The 22858-nt window shown below is 60.8% G+C and carries 27 protein-coding genes; 19 read left to right on the top strand and 8 right to left on the bottom strand.

Translation table 11 applies throughout. The features are described from left to right. The first annotated feature begins 5 nt into the window (after positions 1 to 5). The 3 genes from trkA to C1725_RS11980 all read left to right on the top strand — a co-directional run bounded on the left by trkA (position 6) and on the right by C1725_RS11980 (position 3450). Entirely contained in the window at positions 6 to 1385 is a 1380-nt protein-coding gene (gene trkA, locus C1725_RS11990; protein WP_346026621.1) for a Trk system potassium transporter TrkA, read from the top strand. Beyond that, positions 1382 to 2878: a potassium transporter TrkG gene (locus C1725_RS11985; RefSeq protein WP_102411833.1), complete on the top strand. Its 1497-nt coding sequence runs from the start codon at positions 1382 to 1384 to the stop codon at positions 2876 to 2878. Before trkA ends, C1725_RS11985 begins: the two co-directional genes overlap by 4 nt. A gap of 164 nt (positions 2879 to 3042) precedes the next feature. Then, complete coding sequence (locus C1725_RS11980; RefSeq protein WP_102411832.1) at positions 3043 to 3450, top strand: DUF2992 family protein; 408 nt, start codon at positions 3043 to 3045, stop codon at positions 3448 to 3450. 41 nt (positions 3451 to 3491) lie between these two features. Here the strand turns inward: C1725_RS11980 and C1725_RS11975 are convergent, their stop codons facing one another. Continuing rightward, positions 3492 to 4145, bottom strand: a complete 654-nt coding sequence (locus C1725_RS11975; protein WP_102411831.1) for a cyclic nucleotide-binding domain-containing protein — start codon at positions 4143 to 4145, stop codon at positions 3492 to 3494. A gap of 106 nt (positions 4146 to 4251) precedes the next feature. Here C1725_RS11975 and C1725_RS11970 point away from each other — a divergent pair, with 106 nt between their 5' ends. Then, positions 4252 to 4938: a 4Fe-4S binding protein gene (locus C1725_RS11970; RefSeq protein WP_102411830.1), complete on the top strand. Its 687-nt coding sequence runs from the start codon at positions 4252 to 4254 to the stop codon at positions 4936 to 4938. Positions 4939 to 5064: 126 nt separating this feature from the next. Here the strand turns inward: C1725_RS11970 and C1725_RS11965 are convergent, their stop codons facing one another. The 5 genes from C1725_RS11965 to C1725_RS11945 form a co-directional block, all read right to left on the bottom strand. Further along, the gene (locus C1725_RS11965; RefSeq protein WP_102411829.1) at positions 5065 to 5394 is read right to left on the bottom strand and encodes a hypothetical protein; all 330 of its coding nucleotides are present in this window, start codon (positions 5392 to 5394) and stop codon (positions 5065 to 5067) included. 5 nt (positions 5395 to 5399) lie between these two features. Beyond that, a complete protein-coding gene (bilS, locus tag C1725_RS11960; RefSeq protein ID WP_102411828.1) occupies positions 5400 to 5915 on the bottom strand; it encodes a flavodoxin family protein BilS in 516 nt (171 codons plus the stop codon). 5 nt (positions 5916 to 5920) lie between these two features. Then, positions 5921 to 7012, bottom strand: coding sequence for a bilirubin reductase (gene bilR, locus C1725_RS11955; RefSeq protein WP_102411827.1), 1092 nt, complete (start codon positions 7010 to 7012; stop codon positions 5921 to 5923). After that, complete coding sequence (bilQ, locus tag C1725_RS11950) at positions 7002 to 7433, bottom strand: bilirubin utilization transcriptional regulator BilQ (protein ID WP_346026620.1); 432 nt, start codon at positions 7431 to 7433, stop codon at positions 7002 to 7004. The genes bilR and bilQ overlap by 11 nt, the downstream gene beginning before the upstream one ends. A gap of 244 nt (positions 7434 to 7677) precedes the next feature. After that, positions 7678 to 8976, bottom strand: a complete 1299-nt coding sequence (locus tag C1725_RS11945) for an oligosaccharide flippase family protein (RefSeq protein WP_102411825.1) — start codon at positions 8974 to 8976, stop codon at positions 7678 to 7680. A gap of 122 nt (positions 8977 to 9098) precedes the next feature. On the opposite strand from C1725_RS11945, the gene C1725_RS11940 reads away from it, so the two are divergent. Both C1725_RS11940 and C1725_RS11935 read left to right on the top strand, forming a co-directional pair. Beyond that, complete coding sequence (locus C1725_RS11940; RefSeq protein WP_346026619.1) at positions 9099 to 9563, top strand: deoxycytidylate deaminase; 465 nt, start codon at positions 9099 to 9101, stop codon at positions 9561 to 9563. Between the two features lie 15 nt (positions 9564 to 9578). After that, positions 9579 to 10091, top strand: a complete 513-nt coding sequence (locus C1725_RS11935; RefSeq protein ID WP_102411823.1) for a nitroreductase family protein — start codon at positions 9579 to 9581, stop codon at positions 10089 to 10091. Positions 10092 to 10228: 137 nt separating this feature from the next. On the opposite strand, the gene C1725_RS11930 is transcribed toward C1725_RS11935, so the two are convergent. Further along, positions 10229 to 10513 carry an antibiotic biosynthesis monooxygenase family protein gene (locus C1725_RS11930; RefSeq protein WP_102411822.1) on the bottom strand — a complete coding sequence of 95 codons (285 nt, stop codon included), beginning with the start codon at positions 10511 to 10513 and terminating at the stop codon, positions 10229 to 10231. 511 nt (positions 10514 to 11024) lie between these two features. Beyond that, a complete protein-coding gene (locus C1725_RS11925; protein ID WP_102411821.1) occupies positions 11025 to 11768 on the bottom strand; it encodes a DUF6062 family protein in 744 nt (247 codons plus the stop codon). Between the two features lie 134 nt (positions 11769 to 11902). On the opposite strand from C1725_RS11925, the gene C1725_RS11920 reads away from it, so the two are divergent. The 13 genes from C1725_RS11920 to C1725_RS11860 all read left to right on the top strand — a co-directional run bounded on the left by C1725_RS11920 (position 11903) and on the right by C1725_RS11860 (position 22800). Continuing rightward, the gene (locus C1725_RS11920; protein WP_346026618.1) at positions 11903 to 12742 is read left to right on the top strand and encodes an SPOR domain-containing protein; all 840 of its coding nucleotides are present in this window, start codon (positions 11903 to 11905) and stop codon (positions 12740 to 12742) included. A gap of 23 nt (positions 12743 to 12765) precedes the next feature. Then, on the top strand, positions 12766 to 13119 hold the full coding sequence (locus C1725_RS11915) for a DRTGG domain-containing protein (RefSeq protein ID WP_102411819.1): 354 nt from the start codon (positions 12766 to 12768) through the stop codon (positions 13117 to 13119). A 2-nt stretch (positions 13120 to 13121) separates the two neighbouring features. Then, complete coding sequence (locus C1725_RS11910) at positions 13122 to 13550, top strand: ATP-binding protein (RefSeq protein ID WP_102411818.1); 429 nt, start codon at positions 13122 to 13124, stop codon at positions 13548 to 13550. Between the two features lie 38 nt (positions 13551 to 13588). Further along, the gene (locus tag C1725_RS11905; protein ID WP_102411817.1) at positions 13589 to 14890 is read left to right on the top strand and encodes a [Fe-Fe] hydrogenase large subunit C-terminal domain-containing protein; all 1302 of its coding nucleotides are present in this window, start codon (positions 13589 to 13591) and stop codon (positions 14888 to 14890) included. 31 nt (positions 14891 to 14921) lie between these two features. Further along, entirely contained in the window at positions 14922 to 15272 is a 351-nt protein-coding gene (locus C1725_RS11900; protein ID WP_102411816.1) for an AraC family transcriptional regulator, read from the top strand. After that, on the top strand, positions 15269 to 15976 hold the full coding sequence (locus tag C1725_RS11895; protein ID WP_102411815.1) for a PHP domain-containing protein: 708 nt from the start codon (positions 15269 to 15271) through the stop codon (positions 15974 to 15976). Before C1725_RS11900 ends, C1725_RS11895 begins: the two co-directional genes overlap by 4 nt. A gap of 207 nt (positions 15977 to 16183) precedes the next feature. Further along, positions 16184 to 16660, top strand: a complete 477-nt coding sequence (gene nuoE / locus C1725_RS11890) for an NADH-quinone oxidoreductase subunit NuoE (protein ID WP_102411814.1) — start codon at positions 16184 to 16186, stop codon at positions 16658 to 16660. A 6-nt stretch (positions 16661 to 16666) separates the two neighbouring features. After that, positions 16667 to 17224, top strand: coding sequence for an ATP-binding protein (locus C1725_RS11885; protein ID WP_102411813.1), 558 nt, complete (start codon positions 16667 to 16669; stop codon positions 17222 to 17224). Continuing rightward, positions 17221 to 17592 (top strand): (2Fe-2S) ferredoxin domain-containing protein, encoded by a 372-nt coding sequence (locus tag C1725_RS11880; RefSeq protein ID WP_102411812.1) that lies wholly within the window; start codon positions 17221 to 17223, stop codon positions 17590 to 17592. The genes C1725_RS11885 and C1725_RS11880 overlap by 4 nt, the downstream gene beginning before the upstream one ends. 59 nt (positions 17593 to 17651) lie before the next feature. Next, positions 17652 to 19445 (top strand): NADH-quinone oxidoreductase subunit NuoF, encoded by a 1794-nt coding sequence (gene nuoF / locus C1725_RS11875; RefSeq protein ID WP_102411811.1) that lies wholly within the window; start codon positions 17652 to 17654, stop codon positions 19443 to 19445. Between the two features lie 36 nt (positions 19446 to 19481). Next, positions 19482 to 21221, top strand: a complete 1740-nt coding sequence (locus C1725_RS11870) for an NADH-dependent [FeFe] hydrogenase, group A6 (protein WP_102411810.1) — start codon at positions 19482 to 19484, stop codon at positions 21219 to 21221. A gap of 187 nt (positions 21222 to 21408) precedes the next feature. Continuing rightward, positions 21409 to 21948, top strand: coding sequence for a DUF6323 family protein (locus tag C1725_RS11865; RefSeq protein ID WP_102411809.1), 540 nt, complete (start codon positions 21409 to 21411; stop codon positions 21946 to 21948). 15 nt (positions 21949 to 21963) lie between these two features. Beyond that, a complete protein-coding gene (locus C1725_RS11860; RefSeq protein WP_102411808.1) occupies positions 21964 to 22800 on the top strand; it encodes a DUF6179 domain-containing protein in 837 nt (278 codons plus the stop codon). Positions 22801 to 22858 lie beyond the last annotated feature (58 nt).

The following is a 22858-nucleotide window of genomic DNA, read 5'->3' as shown; positions in this document are numbered from 1 at the left end:
ACAGCATGCGGGTAGTGATTGTCGGCGACGGCAAGGTTGGCCATACGCTGGCGGAGTCTCTTTCCAGAGAAGGACATGACGTCGTCATCATTGATAAGAGCGGGACAGCGCTCAGCAAGAGCATCGATACGCTCGACGTCCTTTGCATCAAGGGAAACGGAGCGAACATCCCGACGCTGGTCGAGGCGGACGCTCAGCACACGGACATCATCATCGCGGCGACGGCGAGCGACGAAACGAATATGGTCTGCTGCCTCATCGCAAAGCATCTGGGCGCGCAGTACGCCATCGCGCGCATCCGCGACCCTGAGTACAACAACAGTCTTTCGCTCATCAAAAAAGAGCTGTCGATCGACCTCGCGGTCAACCCGGAGCGCACGACTGCGCTGGAGATCAGCCGCCTGCTGCGCTATCCCTTTGCCTCCAAGGTGGAGATTTTTGCGCGCGGACGCGTGGAGATGGTGGAATTTCGCGCGCAGGCTGGCGACCGCGTGGTCGGCGTGCCGCTTTACAAGCTGGGCAGCGGCGCAACCGGGCTGCCGCAGGTGCTCTACTGCGCCATCGAGCGCTTTGGAGAGGCAGTGATCCCAAGCGGCAATACCGTCATCGAGCCGGGAGATCGGGTGCACGTGGCAGCGGATATCCCGACCATCACCGCCTTTTTCCGTCAGCTGGGCAAGCACGAGCTGCGCATCCAGAACGTCATGGTGCTTGGCGGCGGGCGCATCAGCTTCTACCTCGCCAAGCTGATCGCCACCTTGGGCATGCACGTCACCATCATCGAGATCGACAAGCACAAGGCGCACCAGCTGGCCGAGCAGCTTCCGGACGCGGACGTCATTCAGGGCGACGGAACGGATCAGGAACTGCTCGTGTCGGAGGGCATCGGGGATATGGATGCCTTTATCGCGCTCACCGACCGGGACGAGGAGAACCTGCTGACCGGCATCTACGCGCAGAAGATGGGGGTCAAGAAGGTCGTCGTCAAGATCAACCGCTCCAACTATACGGATATCGTTTCCTCCATGGGGATCGACAGCGTCGTTACGCCCAAGCAGATCACCTGCGACACGCTGCTGCGCTATGTGCGCGCGCGCGCCAACAGCCGCGGGACGGTCATCGAGCGAATGTACCGTATTTTGGAAGGGCGGGCGGAAGCGCTGGAATTCATCGCCGCCGAGGGCGATCCCTACATCCGCGTGCCCCTGCGCGATCTGTCCATCAGCCGGGAGACGCTGGTCGCGGTCATCGTGCGCGACGGGCAGATCATCGTGCCGTTCGGCGACGATTACATCCTGGGCGGCGACTTCGTCATCATCATCACCAAGCAGCAGGGCGTCGTCGATCTGAGGGACGTGCTCAAGGCGCGCGGAGGTAAGGCGTGAACATCAGGCTTGTGGGAAATCTGCTCGGCAAGATTCTCATGCTGGAAGCAATCCTCATGGTGCCCTCTTTTTCCGTGTCGATGGTCTACGCGGGGCCGGACAGAATGGCGTTTCTTGCGACCATCGTCCTGCTCGTATGCGTCGGGGGGATGCTGAGCACGCTGGTACGCCCCAAGACGCACGACATGCACGCCCGGGAAGGGTTCCTGGTGGTGAGCGCGGGCTGGATCCTGCTCAGCCTTTTTGGCTGTCTGCCCTTCTTTTTCAGCGGGGCGATCCCGCGCTTTGTAGACGCCTTCTTTGAGGCGGTCAGCGGCTTTACGACGACCGGTGCGTCCATCCTGTCGGAAATCGAATCGCTGCCGCGCGGCGTCCTGTTCTGGCGCAGCTTTACGCACTGGATCGGGGGCATGGGCGTGCTGGTGCTGACGCTGGCGATCACCCCGAAGGTGACAGGGCGCACGTCGCACCTGATGCGGGCGGAATCCCCCGGGCCGGAGGTGAGCCGCCTCGTACCCCGCATGGGTGAAACGGCGAAGATCCTTTACATCATCTACATCATCCTCACCGTATCGAACATCTTCGCGCTGCTTCTCGCGGGCATGAACCCGTACGACGCCTGCATTCACGCCTTTGGAACGGCTGGAACGGGCGGCTTTTCCAACCGTAACCTGTCCGTGGGCGCGTACAACTCCGCGCCTATCGACGCGATAACGACGGTCTTCATGCTTCTGTTCGGCCTGAACTTTGCGTTCTACTTTCATATTTTAACCTCCGGCATGCGCAAAGCGCTGCACAACGAGGAGGTTATCGTCTACCTGAGCGTCGTGGCCGTCGCCGTCACAATCGTGACCTGCAGCATCCTGCCGCTCTACGGAAACAGCGTTTTGCAGTCGCTGCGCTACGCGTCCTTTCAGGTCGCCAGCGTGGTTTCGACTACGGGCTATTCGACCGCCGACTTCAACGCCTGGCCGCAGCTCAGCCGTGCGGTGCTGATGGCGCTGATGTTCATGGGCTCCTGCGCAGGCTCGACGGCAGGCGGCGTCAAGACGATCCGCATACTGCTGCTCGTCAAAAATGTGCGGCGCGAGGTGGAGCATACGTTCATGCCGCGCCGCGTGTCCATCGTAAAGCTGGATGGAAAGGCAATCGAGGAGAGCACGTTGGGGCAGATCGGCCTGTTCTTTTTCGCGTTTATCCTGCTGCTCGTACTCGGCACGGTATTTATTTCGGTGGACGGGTTCAGCATGACGACGAACTTTACGGCAGTGCTTTCCATGCTGTCCAACGTGGGTCCGTGCTTTGGCTCCGAAGTGGGCGTGACGGGCAATTACAGCGTATTCAGCTCGGTGTCCAAGGTGTTCCTCTCCTTCTGCATGCTGGCGGGGCGCCTCGAAATCTTCCCTATGCTGATTTTGCTGCACCCCCGTGCCTGGAGCGCGCAGGCACATCCAGGCCTGCGTCGGCCCAAGAAGGGCGTTCGGCGTGCCTGAAGATTGCCTTTTGAGTTGAAACGCGGTACACTATAGCCACCGGCCGAAAAAGAAAAACACGGTTCGGTTGGTAGTCCGGACGTCATGCAGCGCATGATCAGTAGCCTTCCCTCCTGGGGTCGTCCGCTTTTTAAAAATTGGCCGGGGAACAGGAGGCGTGCAATGTGTACATTGCACTGACGGTCTTTTTTGAAGACCCGTTCTGGGTCGGTCTGGTTGAATGCGGCGAGGGCACGCGTCTTTGTGCCGCGAGGTTCGTCTTCGGCGCGGAGCCGAGCGACGCGGAGGTTTACGCCTGGGTGATTGCCGGCATGCCGGGCGTCCGGCTTTCCCGGACGATCGCCGTAAAGGGCGCGCCGATGCTCGCGGGCAACCCGAAGCGGCGGCAGCGGCAGGCGCGAAAGCTCTGCGCGCAGGAGCCCGGGACGAAGGCGCAGCGCGCCCTGTCGGCACAGCGCGAGTCGGACGCGGCGCAGCGAAAAGAAGCGCAGCGCGAGAGGCGGGAGCTTTTCGCCGCGCGGCGGTTTGCGCTCCGGCAGAGGCAGAAACGGGAAAAACACAAAGGCCATTGACACGAGGGGGGAGGCTTCCGTCGGAAGCCTCCCCCCTCGTGTCAGTCGCTCGCAGGATGGATCAGGCAAAAGTGGCTTTTGCGAAAGCGAAGAATTCCTTCATCTCGCAGGCCGCAAAGCACGCCCGACATAGCGCTGCGATCCACTGCGAGATAATCGGCCAATTCCTGCCGGGTAAAGGGGATATCGAATTCCGCGCTGCCGGAACGAAGCGCCTGCTCCGAAAGGTAGGAGAGCAGCTTTTCACGCGTAGTGCGCCGGGTGATGTGCGTCATCTTTTGGGTCAGCATTACATTTTTCCGGGCGAGTATCGACAGCAAATTTTCCATCAACTGTATGTGGCCGGAACATGCCGGATCACAGGGGGCAAGCAGCTTTTCGGCATCCAGCAGAAGCACCCGGCAGCTCTCGGCGGCCACTGCGCTCACCGGCAGTACAGCAATGCCGGCGCAGGGGAAGGCTTCCCCGAAAACGCCGCCAGGGCCTACGCGCGTCAGAATCGACCGGTCGCCCCAAAAGGATTCCTGCACCACATGCACGCCGCCGGATTCGACGATGCCGACGAGCTTGCAGGCCTCTCCGGCACGGAAGATGTAAGCCCCTTTTTCATAGGTCTTTCGGGCTTTGATCAGGCAGCGAAGCAGGCGGGAAAGCTCAGGCTCCGCGATGCCGCGGAATAAAGGCTGTTTTTCCAAATGAAGTGCTTCCTTTCGTCGTAAAAACAACAGACGTTTTACTGGAAGTATAGTAGAATCAACCGTGAAAAGTCAAGCGATGGACGACAGAAAGAGGGGTTTTGATATGATTCGCAAAATCATTCGCATCGATGCGGAAAAGTGCGACGGCTGTGGCCGGTGCGCAAAGGCGTGCCACGAGGGAGCGATCGGCATGGTGGACGGTAAAGCAAAGCTGCTGCGCGAGGATTACTGCGACGGCTTGGGCGACTGCCTGCCCGCCTGCCCCACGAACGCGATTTCATTTGAAAAGCGGGAAGCGCCGGCATACGACGAGAAGGCGGTGCGGGAAAGCCGGCAGAAGGTCCGGCAGCCCGGCGGCTGTCCGGGAATGCGCGCGAAGACGCTTCGGCATGCGGATCTTTCATGCATGCAGCAGCCATCGGAGCCCCCGAGCGAGCTCATGCAATGGCCGGTACAGATCAAGCTCGCGCCCGCAAGCGCGCCATGGCTGAAAGACGCGGACCTATTGATCGCGGCGGACTGCACGGCGTATGCCTACAGCGGCTTTCACGAGAAATTCATGAAGGGCCGCGTCACGCTGATCGGCTGCCCCAAGCTGGACGAATGCGATTACGCGGACAAACTGGCGGCGATTCTGGAACAGGGCGGCGTGCGCAGCGTCACGGTTGTGCGCATGGAGGTTCCCTGCTGCAGCGGCATCGTGAACGCGCTGAAAGAGGCGCTGCGCATCAGCGGAAAGAGCGTTCCCTGGCAGGCCGTCACGCTTTCGACGGACGGTAAAATTCTGTAAGGTACGCGATCGAGGAGAGACGCGGCGATCAGCAAAAGCAGAATCCACCCCCCGCCTGTCCTGCGTCAGCGGACGGCGAGTGCGTGGATTCTGCTTTGCGTTTTTATGAGGCGCCCTATTGTGCTGTCAGCGGAAAGTCTCCGCCTGCCCACGCATCAGTAGGAGGGTGACGACGGGAACGACCGCGGAACCTAGAAGCGATGCGCCGATGGCGAGCAGCAGGCTCGTGCCCTCGGCGGTTCCCTGAAAGATACCGACGACAAAGGAAAGCGCATAGAAGCCGCAAAGGGTGAACAGCGCCATCCTGCGGCGGGCAAAGAGGAGCACGCCCAGGCTGACGATGGAGCCGATGGCGATGAACGCCGAGAGATAGCGTCCGGACAACGCGTTCAGGACGGTCGTAAGGGTGCAGACGATCAGGGCGAACCAAAGCCAGATTTTAAGGACCTTTGACATAGCGATCATCCTTTCTCGTGAAGGGAGGCGCCGCGCAGCGCGGCGTCGAGGCGGAGTAAATCCACATCGTTCGGATGGATGCGGGCGGCATCATAATTTTCCAGGAGCATCTGAAAGCGCTTGTCCTCAGGATGGGCGGCGAGCAGGGCTTCGTACCGCTCCCGCACGGACGGCGGCATCTTGCCCTGGCACATAAACGAACCGGCCAGCACGGCATCCTTGGGAAGATGCGCCTGTACGCGCGCGAGAATTTGCTCAAAGTAGTCCGGACTTCCCCCGAAGCCGGCCGTACCGAAGAGGAACACACGCTTGCTCGCGAGCAGCGAAAGAAAATGGTCGATGGCGGCGTCGCAGTCGCCCTTGTCCGTCCAAAATCCGACGAAGAAAAGCTCCGCTTCGGGCGGCCTGCCGTCGGGCGGGCCGCTGTAGACGCAGTCGTTCGCGCCGAGCACCGACTGGATACGGTGCGCGAGCAGCGCGGTGTTTCCTGTTTTGCTGGAGTAGACGATGGCGTAACGCATAGTATTCACTCCCTTTCAAAGATGCAATGGGCTCCCTGATGGCGCTGAAGGCCTTCAAGGCACCCTTTGTTGCAGCGAATGCAGCGGCGATAAGGAAGGCCCTCGGCCACTTTGACGGGCCACTCGGGATCGCAGATCAATTGCCTGCTCATCGCGATGAGATCGATTCGTCCGACCGCAAGCTGCGCTTCGATGAAGTCGGGCGACGACAAGCCGCCGACGCCGCAAATCGGCAGCCGGGTGCAGCGGCGCACCGCGTCGCAATACCCGAGAAAGCAGCCCTCACCTTGAAAATAGGGATGATCGGCCGGGGGAATGGGATCGCTCAACGCGCCGTGGTTGGCCAGCGCGACGTGAAAACTGCTGACCCCCGCCTCCGTCAACATCGGCACGAAGACGGGCAGCTCGTCTATCAGCACGCCGGCGTTTCCGTAGTGCGGCGATTCCTGGCGGATGGCGAGCTTGTAGTCGATGGGCATGTCGGGGACGCTGGCGCGCACGGCGCGGACGGCTTCCACGCAAAAGCGGGCCCGATTTTCGGGGGAGCCGCCATAGCCGTCTTCGCGCTGGTTGTAAAGCGAGGAGCTGAAGCTCCCGCACATCCGGTCGCCGTGCACCTGCACCATGTCAAAGCCCGCCCGCTGCGCGAGCGCAGCGGCCTCACCGAAGGAGCGAATGTTGCGTTCGACGTCCTTTGGCGGCATCCGGGTGACGGTATCGCGCACCGTGCCATTCAGCAGAACGCGCATATCCTGCGGCCCTATTTTCCGCGTCAGCATTTGCGGCAGGTATTTCAGCAGCGGCCTGAAGCTGGAATCGGTGAGGTGAAGCTGCGCGCAAACCTTCGCGCCGCCAGCGTGCGCCGCGTCGCACAGACGGCGGTAGCGGTCAAATCCACGCCTGCTGTAGAGCGACAGGGGAGCGGAGCGCGCGCTGACGTCGCCCAGGACGATCAGCCCCGTACCGCCCCGGGCGACGCGCGCGATGAACGCGATCAGCTGCTCTTCCGGCAGCCCCAACGTCGTCGGGGCGAAGACGATGCGGTTTTTCAGGGACAGCCCTCCGATTCTGAATGGCGAAAAGAGCTTATCGTACACAGTGCGTTCCTTCCTTTACCTCTACGAGGGCGGAGAGAAAGCGCAGTGCATCCTTGCGTTCCTCGTCCGGAGTGTCCTTCAGGACGATTTCGTCCCATTCCGCGAAGAGGCGGCGTACCGAATCGAACGCCTCTTCGCCCCTAGCCGTCAGGCTGAGCGAAAAGGCGCGTCCGTCCGTTTCGCTGCGCGTGCGGCTGACGAAACCAGACTGCACAAGTTTGTCCACCGAACGAGCCGTATGGCCGCTGTCCGCGTGCAGGACCGCGCAAAGCTCGCTGGGCGAGCAGCCTGGGTGCTTTCCGATGTAGATGAAGAAAAAGAGCAGGCCGCGCGTAAGGCCGATCTGCGCGAGGCGTTCTTCGCAGAAGCGGTCGAAGTCCTTTTTGAGAACCGTGATGTAATACGAAAATGTCTGCTGCACCGAAACGTCCTCCTTTATTAGCTGACAAAGTCAGTATAACACTTTATCTGACTTTGTCAACTATACGCGCAAAAAAGATGGGAGGCGCGAGCGGCCTCGGCCATTAGCCCGCCTCACAGGAAAAGAGAGCGCCCCGGCGGGGCAGATGATCGGCGGAGTACCGTCACGCAAGAGGGGACGCATGAAGGGATCCTCCCCCCTTCATATGAAATTGTATCGACAGGCTTTGCCGGTCGGGGGCGTGCTAAGCGATCTCCCTTCGCACCGCGCCGCCGAGCAGGCTGAGGTTGAGGAGCAGCGTAAGCGCGTGACCGGCCATGGAAGCGAAGGCGTAGCCATACAGCCGAAGCTGCGGCCGCGCGGTCAGCACAAACGTGAGCAGCAGCGAGAAGGTGGAGCCCGACAGAGAGGCGTAAAGCGCCTTTTTCTGTACGCCGAGCCCCGCAAGCATGGCGTTGACGACCTGATGCAGCCCCATCAAGACGACCATAGGACACATGAAGCGCAGCAGCGGCAAAAGCTCTGCCTGACGGTAGATGCTCGCGGCGATAAAGCCCGCCGCGAGATAGACGGCGGCGGCGCAGAGCAGACAGACGGCGAGTGCGCCCAGCAGCGTTTTGCGCACGAGCGCACCCAACGCGGAGCCGCTTTGCTGACGCTTTGCGACTGCCGGGGAGACGACCATTGCCAGAGCGCTGGTGACGACGGAAGGCATCATGAGCACGGGCATCGCCATTCCCTGCAGCATGCCGAAGCGCGCGACGGCCTCGCTCGCGGCAAGGCCCGAAAGCTGCAGACGGGCGGGAACCAGCATTGCGTTTACGGTGCGCATGGACGAGGAGACGAGGCGCATGCAGGTCATGGGCAGCGCGAGACGAAAGAGCGTCTTTTCGAGCATGGGGGAGCGCGGCGTGCGCCGCGCAGCGCCGAGCGCTTTGCGCGCGTAGATTGCCATCATGATAAGGCCGCAGGATTCGCCGACGAGCGTCGCCACCGCGGGAATGGCCGCGCGGTAGGCGAGGGCAAGCTGCGGCAGAGAGAAGAGCAGTCCGAACGTGACGAGGAAGCGCAGAACCTGCTCCAGCAGCTCGGACATGGCGGGCGGCATGGCGTTTTCCCGGCCGTAAAAGTAGCCGTTCAGCGTGGCGGAGAGGCCAAGAACGGGAATGCAGGGCAAAAACGCCAGCAGGGAGGGAAATGTGCGCACGTCCCCCAGCAGGTTCGCGATAAAGGGCGAAAGGGCGGCCATGAGCGCGAAGACGGGCAGGGAGATCAGCAGTGCGAGGCGCAGGCCGCTTTTAAGTACGCGCGGAGCCTCGCCGCCTTCCTTGGCGACCATGCGCGAGGTCGCGACGGGCAGGCCCGACGTGACGGGGGTTATGCACAGCATATGTGCGGAGGAGGCCAGTTCCATAATGCCGACCGCCTGCGCCCCGAGGACGCGGGAAGTCCAGATGCGCATGACGAAACCCATCGCCCGGACGGCGACGTTGGTAACCGACAGCAGAGCGGTCTGCCGAATGAGAGCGTGCTTCTTAGCCATTTTTCATCACCCGCTTAAGCTATGCGGCAGGTGCAGAAAGCTGAACCACAACGGCTTTGGGATTGACGGGCGGCGAAGCTGTTTGTATAATGAGGCTAACGGCAGGAAAGAAGGCGGTAGGCGTGTTCGATAAATGGGACAAGCGGTTTATGGAAATGGCGCGGCTGATTGCCACGTGGGCGAGCTGTTATCAGGCGGAGCGAAAAATCGGGGCCGTGATCGTCAAGGACAAGCGCATCATGACGACGGGGTATAACGGCGCGCCTGCGGGCATACGCACCTGTGTGGAGAGGGGCGAATGCCTGCGCAGAAAGCTGGGGATTGAGTCAGGCACCCGGCAGGAGCTGTGCTACGCGGTGCATGCCGAGCAAAACGCCATCATTCAGGCGGCGAAGCTGGGGGTGTCGATCGACGGGGCGACGCTGTACTGTACCCATCAGCCCTGCATCCTCTGCGCGAAGATGATCGTTAACGCCGGGATTCGCCGGGTGGTCTATCAGCAGGGGTATCCCGACGCGTTTTCCCTGGAAATCCTGAGCGAGGCGGGCGTGTTGGTGGAACGCTACGAAGAGGTCGAGGAACGATAAAAAGGAGGAAGAAGTATGAACGCTGTTCTTGAAAACATCATGACGCGCAGAAGCTGCCGCGCGTTTGAAAAAAGGCATATCCCCAAGGAAGATCTGGAGAAGATTCTGACGGCAGCTGTTTACGCGCCCACGGCGATGAACCGTCAGACCTGGCGCTTCACCGTACTGACGGACGAAAAGAAAATTGCGGAGTTGGCGGTTGCAGTCGGCAGAGCTATTTCGCGTGCAGACTACGACTTTTACAAGCCGGACGCGCTGGTAATCGTCTCCAACCTGCGGGAAAATGCGAACGCCTGCGCTGACGCGGGCTGCGCGATGCAGAACATGATGCTGCAATCGCATGCGCTTGGCGTAGCCTCCTGCTGGATCAACCAGATGAAGGAGACGAACGGCGATGCGGGCGTCCGCGCGTTGCTGAACGCCTATGGGATACCGGAAGGCCATGACGTGCAGTGCTGTCTTGCGCTGGGGTACGGCAAGCCCGCGCGGGAGATCGAGCACAGCATGAGCGCCGTCCACTACGTCTGACCTCACGAAAAAAGCCCGCCCGTCTGCGTGCAGCAGGCGGGCGGACTTTTTTCGTGCGACGGAAAATTTGTGCGGCCCGCGCGCAGAGGCGCAAGACGGACGCGGCCGTTTGAAGCCCGAGGCGGAACCGGCCGCCTTTATTCGCAGTCGAAAATTGCCTTGGCGTCTATGTAGCGCGCGAAGCGCTCCTTCCACGCCCGGTGAATGGGGGATGCGTCAAAGGCCGGAAGTGCGTCTTGTTGCATGCGCATGACGATCATCAGGTCGTAACGCATCGGAGAGTCGATGACGGCGGTGTGAAGCCGCACCTCATCGATGCCGGGAAGCTGGAGCGCCCCTTCAAACAGGGCGGCGATTTCATCGCGCAGGCGCGCCCTGTCGGGGGCCTGGTCGTTATACCGGACGAGAATGTAATGAAGCATGCCCTTAGTTCCCCCTTGCAGTCTCTTTTAAAGGCTCTTTCTTGGAAATACCGCCACGTATTGCTCCACAACCCCCCAGGGCGTCGTACACGCCGCGCGCCGGGCTTTTCCAGCATGGAATCCGGAAAGCCGACGCGCATCTCCTGAAAGGAACGGGAAAGCACCGCCTGACATTGCTCGCAGTCCGCGTCGCGGCAGGGCCTGATGGAAGATCCGTCTGGGGCGGAACGGGACCTGTGCGCGTCATGAAAGCGGAGGCAAAGCTCCAGGCGAAACCCTATCTTTTCGGTGAAGCAAAGCGCATCCTCTCCGGCGCCTCGGCGTAGGCCAGGCCGACGGGTACGTCTTCGCGTTCCGCGGCGATGAGGCGTTCAGGCTCGTCCAAACAAACGCCACTGACCGGCGTCCTTTTCTCAAAAGGAGCCCTCGGCCGTCCGAAGAAGCGCCTGCCCGTCGGCGGCCTGATAGGCACGGATGCGAAGCTGCGGCATGCTCGATTCCTTCTTTTCCATCAGTCCTCCCGGGGCTGGATGCACGCTCCCTGCAATTTGTTGATCGCCCGTTCGAGCACATCGCGGCTGTTGCCCCAGGGCTTATCCTGATTGCGATAATCAAATTTGAGCGTAAACCACTCCAATTCCTTTTCGATTCGCTCCATGTTCTTTTTCTGCACGTCGCGGACAGCGGCGAGAAAGGTTGCCTTTTCCTTGCCCGAAAGCATTTCGTCTGCCATGTCCAGAACGAGGGCGAGGTCCTGCAGGCAGAGTCCCTGTGACTCGGCGAAGAGCTTCTGGAACTCCCGGTCGTGCACGTGAAGGTGAACGAGCGTGTAGGCGTAGCGGCGCATCGTGTAATCCAGGCGCTCACAGAGGATGCACTTGCCCGTGCGTGCGCGCAGCGCGGCTCCCGCGCCGCCCTCTCCCTTAGCGGGCGTCAGGCGGCGAAGCAGTCCGCCGCCCGAGGCGGACGCGGCTCCCTCCAGAATCGAGTCGAGAGAAGAGATGACCTCCTTCATGTGGGAGTGCGTGATGAGCGCGAGCCCCAGACGATTTTTCTGGGCGAACATCTGCCGGTAATGCTCGGGACAGAAGCCCTTTTCATTGACCTCGACTCGGGTATCGGGCTCCATGACGGAAGCGCCGAGAAAGCTGTCCACGTACATTTCCTCGTTTTGCGCGCGCAGGGCGCATAGCGGGCACTCGCCGCCCGCTTTATAGGCATCCCAGACGGGAATGGTGTCGAGCTGATAGCGCATGATCGTTCTCCTGTTCCTGATTGCTTTTCGTCTATTCTACCATTGCGCGCGGGGCGAATCAAGGAACGACATAAAGAAATTTGTCCATGCATAGGCTGGGGCAGGGATCAACCCGAATGTTAGGAGGAACGGCCATGCGCAGGACGCAGCACCATCTGCAAAAAAAGCGCTATCCTGCCGGGCGCGGCCTTCGGCGCGCGCTCGGACTCGTATGCTTTATGGCAGCGCTCTATTTGCTGACGACCGGAGTCAAAGGCTTTTTCGCCCCAGGAACGCAGGAACAGCAGATCGCACAGCCCGGTGTGACGCTACCTCCGCAGCAGGATGTGAGCGACACGCTCGTGCTGCCCAAACGCACGTTTTACACCATTCAGCTGGGGGCGTACGCGGGGCTGGACGCAGCGCGAAGCCAGGCGGCCGCCTATACCGGGCGCGGCGCGGCGGGCTACATTCTGGAGGACGACAAGTTCCGCGTTCTGGCATCGGCGTACACCACCCAGGAGGACGCGATGACGATTCAGAAGCGGCTGGAGAACCAGGGCATTTCCGCGTACATCTACATCCTGCAGACGGACGAGGTGGAGCTGCGCATCACGGCGACGGCGGATCAGCAGACCGCTATACAGAACATCTTTTCGTTCGTGGAAGGGGCCATGCAGGAAATCGGCGCCTGTTCGCTGGCGCTTGACAAGCAGACCATGACCGCCGACGCGATTATCAGCCGGATGGAGACGCTCTATGCGCAGGGCGATTCCCTGAAGAAAAAGCTGCTGCGGCTGGTACCCGGCGGAAGCGACGGCGTGGTGGACAGCATGCTCTCGCTGCTGGAGACGACGCAAAACGCCATTTCCAGCGTGAAAACGCAAAATTCGCAGGATTCCCTAGCCATGGCGTCTAAAATCAAGTATAATTATTTAGACGTATTATGTAATTACGTTCGCTTTAACCAAAGCATTCTGGCCTCCATGGGCTGAAGAGACGAAGGGACGGTACGGCCATGAAAATACGGGAGATCGCCGACATTCTATCCGCAGAGTTTTTGACGGAGGACGATCCTGACATCGACATCCGCTCTGCCTGCGGTTCCGACATGATGAGCGACGTGCTGGCGTTTGTGAAAGATCGGACGGTGCTGCTGACGGGGCTGACCAACGCGCACGTCATCCGTACCGCCGAAATGCTGGACGTGAGCTGCATTGTCTTTTGCAGGGGAAAGAAGCCGGACGAGGAAATGCTGAAGATGGCGCGCGAGCGGGACATCGTGGTTCTGTCCACTGGGCATACGCTGTACGTAGCCTGCGGGCTGCTCTATACAAATGGAATCGTCGGATGCGAATCCGGCAGGAGGTAGACATGGCGGACGTGAGCATTTTGGAGACATTTGACGTGAACCACGGCGCTTTTGAGACGGCGGGCGAGGCGTCCGCCACGATCAAGCGCACGCTGAAAAAGCTGGGCGTGGACGTAAGCATTCTGCGCCGGGTGGCGGTGGCGACCTACGAGGTCGAGCTCAACCTCATCATTCACAGCGTGGGCGGCCAGCTCATGCTTTCGGTGGACGAAAACTGGGTCTACGTGACCTCGAAGGATATGGGGCCGGGCATACCGGACATCGAAAAGGCGATGACGGAGGGCTATTCCACCGCGCCGGAGGACGTGCGCACCCTCGGGTTCGGCGCGGGCATGGGCCTGCCCAACATGAAGCGCAATGCCGACGACTTCACGATCGAATCCGCCGTCGGCGTGGGCACGACGATCCGCATGGGCTTCAAGCTGAACTGATACCCGGCGGGAACGGAAGGAAGACGAGGGGACAAGCCATGAACAGAGCGTATCATTCAGTCAGGCTGGAAAAGGAACGGTGCAAGGGCTGCACCACCTGCCTGAAACGCTGCCCGACGGAGGCGATTCGCGTCCGCGACGGGCGCGCGCACATCATCGACGAGATGTGTATCGACTGCGGGGAATGCATCCGCGTGTGCCCTTACCACGCGAAGGTCGCGATGACGGACTCCTTCGCCTCGATCAACCGGTTTCACTACAAGATCGCGCTGCCCGCGCCCGCGCTCTACGGGCAGTTCAAGAATTTGAGCAGCATCAACAGGGCGCTCACCAGCCTCAAGCTGATGGGGTTTGACGCGGTGTTCGAGGTTGCGCGCGGCGCGGACGTGGTTTCACGGGCGCTGATTGAAAAGCTGAAGAAGCCCGACACGCCCAAACCGCTCATCTCCGCCGCCTGCCCGGCGATCGTGCGGCTCATTCAAGTGCGCTTCCCCGACTTGCTCGACCACGTGGTGGACGTCCGTCAGCCGATGGAGGTGGCGGCCCTGATGGCCAAGCGCGAGTTTTGCCAGGAGCACGGCGTGCAGGCGGAGGAGGTGGGTTGCTTTTTCATCACCCCCTGTCCCGCGAAGATGACGGCCATCCGTTCGCCCATCGGCCACGAAAAATCCGCGATGGATGGTGCGATCTCCATCATGGAAATTTACGGTCTTCTCTCCTCGCAGATGCGAAAGAGCAGCATGCAGGAGGAGACGCTCTCCGCGGCGACGCCCTACGGCGTGGGCTGGGCCAACAGCGGCGGCGAGGCGGCGGCTATTCACAGCGAGAACAGCATGGCGGTGGACGGCATCGAGAACGTAATCCGCGTGCTGGAGGAGATCGAGAACAACCGCTTAAACGACCTGGACTTTTTCGAGGGACAAGCCTGCACGGGCGGATGCGTGGGCGGACCGCTGACATTTGAAAACGGGTATGTCGCCAAGAATACCATTCGGAAGCTCACCGAGCGCATGGAGCACGCGCGCCCGGAAAAGTCGGTGGACGTCTCCACGCTCAACAAGTACCCAATCTACAACACCCTGCCCATCCTGCCGAGCAGCAGCATGAAGCTGGACGACAACATCGTGGAAGCGATGCGCAAGATGGAAAAGATTGAGCAGATCACCAAGGAACTGCCCGGATATGACTGCGGCTCCTGCGGGTCGCCCACCTGCCGGACGCTCGCGGAGGACATCGCAAACGGCTACGCGGGCGAGATGGACTGCATTTACCGGCTCAAGAGCCGGCTGCAGGTGATGGCCCAGCAGATGGTTGAGCTGTCGGAAAGGACGCGCAAGTGAAGCGCGCCGGTGCAAAGAAAGGAAGAAACATATGACGCTGAAAGAGCTGATGGAAAAGACGGGCATGCGGCTGCTGACACCGGAGGCGTTGCTCCTGCGCGAGGTGACGACGGGCTACAGCTGTGATTTGCTCAGTTGGGTGCTCGCGCACGGTCAGGCCGGCATGGCATGGATTACGGTGCAGACGCACATGAACGTAATCGCCGTCGCCATGCTGATGGACATGGCGTGCGTCATCATCCCGGAGGGGATCGAGCTGGAGAAGGCGACGCTGGAAAAGGCGGTCGAGGAGGAGGTGCCCGTCTTTTCATCAGAAAAGACCGCTTACGAGCTATGCGGCCTGATGTACGCGCTTGGCGTGGGACAGGCAGAGCGGACGTGAAGCTGAAGGTTGACCTGCACATGCATTCGTGCCTGTCGCCCTGCGCGGACGACGACATGACGCCCAACAACCTCGTCAATATGGCGTGGCTGAACGGACTGGACGCTATCGCCGTGAGCGACCACAACACGGCGCGCAACCTGCCCGCGGTGAAGGCGGCGGCCGACGCGCGCGGCCTTTTGCTGCTGCCCGCGCTGGAGGTGACGACGCGCGAGGAAGTGCACGTGCTCTGTTACTTTCAAACCGTGGAGCAAGCGCTTGCTTTTGACAGATGGGTGTACGAACGGCTGCCCGATATTCAAAATGTCCCGCGTTTCTTCGGACGGCAGGTTCAAATGGACGCGGACGACGAGGCCGTCGCGGAAGAAAAGAGACTGCTCATCTCCGCGATCGACGCAGGAATCGACGAGGTCGCCCGTACCGCGCGGGAGATGGGCGGGCTTCCCGTGCCGGCCCACATCAACCGGGGGGCAAACGGCCTTCTCACCAACTTGGGCTTCATTCCGCAGTCGGCGGGCTTCTGCGCGGTGGAGGTATCCCGCAGATCGCCGGTCCCCGCGGTTGATTTGTCCGCTTTTACGGTGCTTTACGCTTCGGACGCGCACCGGCTGGAGGACATTCCGGAGGACGGACATCTGCTGGAGGCGGAATCCAGAGATGCGATTGCTATTTTTCAATCAATCGCGAAGCGGGCAAAGGGTTAAAACTAAACAAGAAACGCAGTGCTGTATGGGGAAAACGGGCATTTTTTGTCGAACAAATCTGTGAAAAAGGGAAAAGTATGGGGTTAACCGTAGATAATCCTCGTTTTTTTAGATGCAATCCTTTAGGCGTTATGATATAATGAACCGGAATTTGTGATCGTTTCATCAAACATGCACGTGAATGCATATAAGGAGGTTTTGGTTCTTATGGCGGACAAGAACGTGGCGGAACAGTACGAAGCGCTGCGCGCGGTGATAGCCGAGCACAAAGGCGAACAGGGTGCTCTGATGCCGGTTTTACAATCTGCGCAGAACATCTTTGGCTACGTGCCGGAAGAGGTTCAGCGTTTCATCGCCGAAGGGCTGGGCGTGACGCTCAGCGAGGTGTACGGCGTGGCGACCTTCTACTCCCAGTTCTCGCTCGAACCCAACGGCGAGCACGTCATCGGCGTGTGCCTGGGCACGGCCTGCTACGTGAAGGGCTCGCAGAAGGTGCTCGACCGCTTGGCCGAGGAGCTCGACGTGGAGGTTGGAAAGACCACCAAGGACGGCAAGTTTACGCTGAATGCGACCCGCTGCCTGGGCGCCTGCGGCCTCGCCCCCGTCATGATGATCGGAGACGAGGTGTACGGCCGCCTCGTGCCGGACGACATCCCGGACATTCTGGCCAAGTACAGGAGCTGATTCGCCATGCGCGACCTGTCGCTACACATTCTGGATCTGGTGCAAAACAGCGTCAAGGCGGGCGCGTCGCTCGTGCAGGTGCGCATCCGCGACAGCGCAGGGGATGACGCGGTCGTGATCGAGATCGCGGACGACGGCTGCGGCATGGACGCGGACCTGCTGGCCCGGGTGACGAGCCCTTTTACCACCACGCGCACCACGCGCAGGGTGGGTCTCGGCATTCCAATGTTTAAGGCGAATGCGGAAGGGAGCGGCGGTTCCTTCTCGATCGATTCCAGGGTGGGCGAGGGTACGCGCGTAAAGGGCGTCTTCGGGCGCAGCAATATCGACCGCCCGCCGATGGGGGATCTGCAGGGAACGATGCTCACGCTCGTGCTGGGCACGCCAGAATATCCGGACTATTTCCTTTTATATGAGACGGACGATACGTCTTTTACGTTTGATACGCGGGAAGTGAGGCGCGCGCTGGACGGGCTGCCGCTCGATCTGCCGGAGGTCGTCTCATGGATGCGCGATTATTTGCGGGAAGGGTTTGAACAAATAAGCGGAGGTGCTACTCTATGAAAACCATCGCGGAGCTTGAGGCCATTCGCCAGCGGGCGAAGGGGCAGGTTGGGGTTCGCAAGGATCGTGAAGGAACGCGCGTCGTGGTCGGCATGGCAACCTGTGGGATCGCCGCAGGCGCGCGGCCCGTCATGCTCGCCTTTGTGGATGAGGTCAGCAAGCGCGGCCTGCAGCACGTCACCGTGTCCCAGACCGGCTGCATCGGCATGTGCCGCCTGGAGCCGATCGTCGAGGTCTTCGTGCCCGACAAGGAAAAGGTGACGTACGTGCACATGACCCCCGAAAAGGTCGCCCGCGTCGTCGCAGAGCACATCGTAAACGGCCGGCCAGTGGACGAGTACACCATCGGCGCGTGCGAAGGGCAGTAATCGATTTGCCTGATTACGGAGGGCGGCGGCGGGCCGCCATAAAGTAGGAGGAGTCAACCATGGATTTGTATCGCGCACATGTGCTGATCTGCGGCGGCACCGGCTGCACGTCTTCCGGCTCGCAGGAGCTGATCAGCCTGTTTGAGCAGCAGCTCAAGGAAAAGAACCTCGACAAGGAAATCAAGGTCGTCCGCACGGGCTGCTTTGGCCTGTGTGCCGCGGGCCCGGTGGTCATCGTCTACCCGGACGGCACGTTTTACAGCCGCGTCAAGCCGGAAAACGTGGAGGAGATCGTAAACGAGCACCTCATCAAGGGACGCCAGGTGCAGCACCTCATCTACGTGGACCACACCGCGGAAGAGGCGCATCACCAGTCGCTGGACGAGATCGGCTTTTACAAGAAGCAGCGTCGCATCGCGCTGCGCAACTGCGGCGTCATCGACCCTGAAAACATCGACGAGTACATCGCGCTGGACGGCTACAAGGCGTTGGAAAAGGTGCTGACCGAGATGAGCCGCGAGGCGGTCATCGACGAGATCAAGCGCTCCGGACTGCGCGGCAGGGGCGGCGGCGGATTCTCCACGGGCATGAAGTGGCAGTTCGCCTACAATTCATCGGGGGAGAAGAAGTACGTGGCCTGCAACGCGGACGAGGGCGACCCGGGCGCGTTCATGGACCGCAGCGTGCTGGAGGGCGACCCGCACACGATCATCGAAGCCATGGCGATCGCGGCCTATGCGATCGGTGCGGACGAGGGTTATGTCTACGTGCGCGCGGAGTACCCCATCGCCGTGCAGCGCCTGCAGATCGCCATCGACCAGGCGCGCGACTACGGCCTGCTGGGCGATGACATCCTCGGTACAGGCTTCAAGTTCGACCTGCACATCCGCCTGGGCGCGGGCGCTTTCGTCTGCGGCGAGGAAACCGCGCTGATGGAATCTATCGAAGGCCGCCGCGGCGAGCCGAGGCCGCGTCCGCCGTTCCCGGCGGTCAAGGGCCTCTTCGGCAAGCCGACCGTCCTCAACAACGTCGAAACCTACGCGAACGTCTGTCAGATCATCCTCAACGGCGCGGACTGGTTCGCCGCCATGGGCACCGAGCGCTCCAAGGGCACCAAGGTCTTCGCGTTGGGCGGCAAGATCGTCAATACGGGCCTCGTCGAGATTCCGATGGGCACGCCGCTTCGCGAGATCATCTACGACATCGGCGGCGGCATCCCGAACGGCAAGGCCTTCAAGGCGGTGCAGACGGGCGGCCCCTCCGGCGGCTGCATCCCGGCCAAGTACCTCGACATCCCGATCGAGTACGACTCGCTGATCGAGATCGGCTCGATGATGGGCTCTGGCGGCATGATCGTCATGGACGAGGACAACTGCATGGTCGACATCGCCCGCTTTTTCCTGGACTTCACGGTCGATGAATCCTGCGGAAAGTGCACGCCGTGCCGCATCGGCACGCGCCGCATGCTGGAGATTCTGCAGCGCATCACGCGCGGCGAGGGTCAGGACGGCGACATCGAAAAGCTGGAGGCGCTAGCCAAGAATATCAAGGCCACCGCGCTGTGCGGCCTGGGTCAGACCGCGCCCAACCCCGTGCTTTCCACCCTGAAATACTTCCGCGACGAATACGAGGCGCACATCTACGAAAAGCGCTGTCCTGCAGGGCACTGCACCGCGCTGCTCAATTACGTCGTCACTGACAAGTGCCGCGGCTGCACGCTTTGCGCAAAGGTCTGCCCGGTGGGCGCGATCAGCGGCGAGGTGAAGAAGCAGCACGTGATCGACAACACGAAGTGCGTCAAGTGCGGAACCTGTATCGAGAAGTGCCGCTTCGGCGCGATCATCAAGAAGTAACGCCGCCAGGCCGAGGCGCAAAAGGAGGAAACGAGCATGGATTTGGTTACCCTTACCATCGATGGGGTAGAGGTGCAGGTGGAGCCCGGCACGACCGTGCTGGAAGCCGCACGCAAAGCCCATATTCATATTCCAACGCTATGTTACCTGAAGGGGATTAACGAGATCGGCGCCTGCCGCCTGTGCTGCGTGGATACGGGCGCGCGTTCTTTGCAGGCCGCCTGCGTGCTGCCGGTTTCAAACGGCATGAAGGTGCGTACCAATACGCCCGCCGTGCGCGAGGCGCGCAAGATGAACCTGGAGCTGATCCTTTCCAACCACGAGCGCAAGTGCCTGACCTGTGTGCGCAGCGGCAACTGCGAGCTGCAAAAGCTGTGCAAGGATTTGGGCGTGGACGACGAGACGCGTTTTGAAGGGCGCAGAACCGACCTGCCCGCAGACGATCTTTCGCCCTCCATCGTGCGCGAGGCAAACAAGTGCGTGCTGTGCCGCCGCTGCGTCGCCGCCTGCGCCAAGGTGCAGAAGGTCGGCGTCATCGGCCCGGTCAACCGCGGCTTTGAGACGGCCATCGCACCCGCATGGGGCAAGCATTTGTCCGAAGTGGCCTGCGTGAACTGCGGCCAGTGTATCGAGGCGTGCCCCGTCGGTGCGCTGCATGAAAAGGACGACACCGAGAAGGTTTGGGATCTGCTGGCTGACCCGGAGGTACATGTGGTCGTGCAGCCCGCACCCGCCGTGCGCGCTGCGCTGGGCGAGGAATTCGGCATGCCGATCGGCACCTGTGTCACCGGCAAGATGGCGGCCGCGTTGCGCCGCCTGGGCTTTGACCGGGTGTTCGACACCGATTTCGGCGCAGACCTCACGATCTTGGAGGAGGGCACGGAGTTGCTCGGCCGCCTGAAGGACGGCGGCGTGCTGCCGATGATCACCTCCTGCTCGCCGGGCTGGATTAAGTTCTGTGAACACAACTATCCGGAGATGATTCCGAACCTTTCTTCCTGCAAGTCGCCGCATGAGATGGTCGGCGCGGTGGTCAAGAGCTATTACGCGGAAAAGAACGACATCGATCCGCGCAAGATAGCGGTCGTCTCCATCATGCCCTGCACAGCCAAGAAGTTCGAGGCAAAGCGTCCCGAGCTCGCGCGCGACGGCATGCAGGACGTGGATGTCGTGCTCACCACGCGTGAGCTGGCGCGAATGATCAAGCAGGCGGGCATCGACTTTGCAAAACTGCCCGACGAGGACTTCGACGACATGCTCGGCGAATCCACGGGCGCGGGCGTCATCTTTGGCGTGACGGGCGGCGTGATGGAAGCGGCGCTTCGCACGGTGTACGAGGTCGTCACCGGCAAGACGCTGGACAAGGTGGAGTTTGAGGACGTGCGCGGCTTTGAGGGCGTCAAGGAGGCGTGTGTGAAGGTCGGCGACATGGACGTGAAGGTCGCCGTCGCACACGGCACCGGCAATGCCGCGCGGCTGATGGACGCGGTGAAGGCGGGCGAAAAGGATTATCACTTCATCGAGATCATGGGGTGCCCGGGCGGCTGTGTTACGGGCGGCGGTCAGCCGATCGTCTGCGCGGACGTGCAGGTTGAGGTAAACGTGAAGGAACTGCGCGCCAGGGCGTTGTACGGCGAGGACGAGGGAAAGGCGCTGCGCAAGTCGCACGAGAATCCCTCCGTCAAGAAGCTGTACGCGGAGTTCCTGCAGGAACCGAACAGTCACAAAGCGCACAAGCTGCTGCATACGACCTATACCGCCCGCGAAAAATACTAATCGCAAAAATCCACCGGTCAGCCGGTGGATTTTTACTTTGCGGAGGATCCAATCAAAAGGGAGAGGACGTTTCGGCCTCTCCCTTTTGCACCTTTATTATACCACATGCGGTCCACAAAAAACAGTCTGTTTGTTTCGGGCGTCGTTCGCTATAATAAGCGAACGACTTGGAAAGGCGGGATGTAGCATGAAGGAAGAGTTGTTCCAACTGGCGATACGAAGCGCAGAACAGGAGGAGATTGGAAGAATGCTTGCCTGCAACAAAAAATTGGAGGCATACGGCCTCACGCTGCGCGAAGAGGACGCCAAGGCGTTGCTGGCGAACCGGACACAATCCTTGCAGAAACACGAGCGGGTAGAATTCGCTGAGAGCATCCTGCCCAAGCTGATTTTTGCGTTTTTTGATTCGGCGTACCTGTCCAAGGAGGAATACATAAGGACGGTCGGGGAACTGCTGGACGTGTTTTATCTCTTTAAAAACGAGTCGGGAGACCGTCTGACGGACGACGAGCTGCTCGCATTTATGCGGGAACAGTTCGACAACGTCTGCTTTGGATCGGTAGAATATCTGGCAGAGACCTGCCTTGACCGCTTTGCGCGCGCCATTCGTGCGGGATATCGCGGATATGAGGCCAGCCAGGGGGCCGGCGAATACGAACAGTTTTCGGAGGAAACGCGCTGGGAGAAGGAGCTTTACGATGCCGCGCTGCGCGAACTGATCTTTTGAGGAGGGGGAGGAAGGATGATTGAAGCGGAGGAAGCGCTGCTGGTTGTCGCCAGGCTCGCCCGAAAGTACGCCGGAAATGACAGCACCTCAATTCCTTACGAAACCGCCGGTCAACTGATGGAAGCGGCGCTTTACTGCATACGGGAAGGCGAGCGGCGCTTAACGGCTTCGGCCCTGCCCACACAAAGTAAGCCGACCGCGCAGGCTCTGTACGACATGGGGCTGGAAGCGATTCGGCAAAAAGCGCTCTTCTGCCGAATGAAGTATGAAAGGCTGCAACGGACATTCCAATCCTACGGTGTGTCGTTCTATGAGGAGGCGGTGACGCGGGAAATACCGTTCTTCCTGACGCACTACGACGTGCTGTTTTCCCCGCACGAGCACGGCATCGCGCTGAGTTATCCGACGCGCAGGCCCATCGGAGACTTGCAGGGTGTGCACGCCGTATCTGTTTATCTCTCGTACCTATCGATGGAGCAGCGATTCCTTTCTACCCTATCGAAACAATTCGTGCGGGGAGCGCTGCACTTTTACAGCGCGGAATATCGCGACCTGCCGTTTAACCTCTGCGGCGTGGTGTTGCGCAGCGTCATCGGGCATGCCGTCGCACAAAAAACGCTGCGCCTGCCGGAGCTGAACGCAGCGGACTACCGGGAAATCGCGGCCTTTTTCAAGGATAGAAACAGGGCGCAGACCGAGGAACTGCTAAAGAGCCTGATCTTGGAGTGCGTGAGAGCGGCCGGGCTTGGAGACGAAATGGCAGAATACCTGCTATCGGGGACAGAAGGCGACGCGCGGGAGCTTGACTGGGCGCTGCGAAGCAAACGGTTGGAGAGCTTCTTCAAGCAATGAGCAAAACGAATCAGCGCCGAATTCCTCGAGGAGGATTCGCGCTGATGGGTGAAGGACG

It is taken from the genome of Beduinella massiliensis (assembly GCF_900199405.1).
Classification (GTDB): domain Bacteria; phylum Bacillota; class Clostridia; order Christensenellales; family Aristaeellaceae; genus Beduinella; species Beduinella massiliensis.
This window is presented reverse-complemented; position numbering and strand designations above follow the sequence as displayed.

What these genes read in the sequence shown, in the direction of transcription:
- trkA (WP_346026621.1), top strand. Translation starts at nt 6, where the DNA reads ATGCGGGTAGTGATTGTCGGCGACGGCAAGGTTGGCCATACGCTGGCG.
- nuoF (WP_102411811.1), top strand. Translation starts at nt 17,652, where the DNA reads ATGGATTTGTATCGCGCACATGTGCTGATCTGCGGCGGCACCGGCTGC.
- bilS (WP_102411828.1), bottom strand. Translation starts at nt 5,915, where the DNA reads ATGCGTTACGCCATCGTCTACTCCAGCAAAACAGGAAACACCGCGCTG.
- nuoE (WP_102411814.1), top strand. Translation starts at nt 16,184, where the DNA reads ATGGCGGACAAGAACGTGGCGGAACAGTACGAAGCGCTGCGCGCGGTG.
- C1725_RS11970 (WP_102411830.1), top strand. Translation starts at nt 4,252, where the DNA reads ATGATTCGCAAAATCATTCGCATCGATGCGGAAAAGTGCGACGGCTGT.
- C1725_RS11930 (WP_102411822.1), bottom strand. Translation starts at nt 10,513, where the DNA reads ATGCTTCATTACATTCTCGTCCGGTATAACGACCAGGCCCCCGACAGG.
- C1725_RS11925 (WP_102411821.1), bottom strand. Translation starts at nt 11,768, where the DNA reads ATGCGCTATCAGCTCGACACCATTCCCGTCTGGGATGCCTATAAAGCG.
- C1725_RS11945 (WP_102411825.1), bottom strand. Translation starts at nt 8,976, where the DNA reads ATGGCTAAGAAGCACGCTCTCATTCGGCAGACCGCTCTGCTGTCGGTT.
- C1725_RS11915 (WP_102411819.1), top strand. Translation starts at nt 12,766, where the DNA reads ATGAAAATACGGGAGATCGCCGACATTCTATCCGCAGAGTTTTTGACG.
- C1725_RS11860 (WP_102411808.1), top strand. Translation starts at nt 21,964, where the DNA reads ATGATTGAAGCGGAGGAAGCGCTGCTGGTTGTCGCCAGGCTCGCCCGA.
- C1725_RS11870 (WP_102411810.1), top strand. Translation starts at nt 19,482, where the DNA reads ATGGATTTGGTTACCCTTACCATCGATGGGGTAGAGGTGCAGGTGGAG.
- C1725_RS11910 (WP_102411818.1), top strand. Translation starts at nt 13,122, where the DNA reads ATGGCGGACGTGAGCATTTTGGAGACATTTGACGTGAACCACGGCGCT.
- C1725_RS11905 (WP_102411817.1), top strand. Translation starts at nt 13,589, where the DNA reads ATGAACAGAGCGTATCATTCAGTCAGGCTGGAAAAGGAACGGTGCAAG.
- C1725_RS11965 (WP_102411829.1), bottom strand. Translation starts at nt 5,394, where the DNA reads ATGTCAAAGGTCCTTAAAATCTGGCTTTGGTTCGCCCTGATCGTCTGC.
- C1725_RS11935 (WP_102411823.1), top strand. Translation starts at nt 9,579, where the DNA reads ATGAACGCTGTTCTTGAAAACATCATGACGCGCAGAAGCTGCCGCGCG.
- C1725_RS11880 (WP_102411812.1), top strand. Translation starts at nt 17,221, where the DNA reads ATGAAAACCATCGCGGAGCTTGAGGCCATTCGCCAGCGGGCGAAGGGG.
- C1725_RS11920 (WP_346026618.1), top strand. Translation starts at nt 11,903, where the DNA reads ATGCGCAGGACGCAGCACCATCTGCAAAAAAAGCGCTATCCTGCCGGG.
- C1725_RS11885 (WP_102411813.1), top strand. Translation starts at nt 16,667, where the DNA reads ATGCGCGACCTGTCGCTACACATTCTGGATCTGGTGCAAAACAGCGTC.
- C1725_RS11900 (WP_102411816.1), top strand. Translation starts at nt 14,922, where the DNA reads ATGACGCTGAAAGAGCTGATGGAAAAGACGGGCATGCGGCTGCTGACA.
- C1725_RS11865 (WP_102411809.1), top strand. Translation starts at nt 21,409, where the DNA reads ATGAAGGAAGAGTTGTTCCAACTGGCGATACGAAGCGCAGAACAGGAG.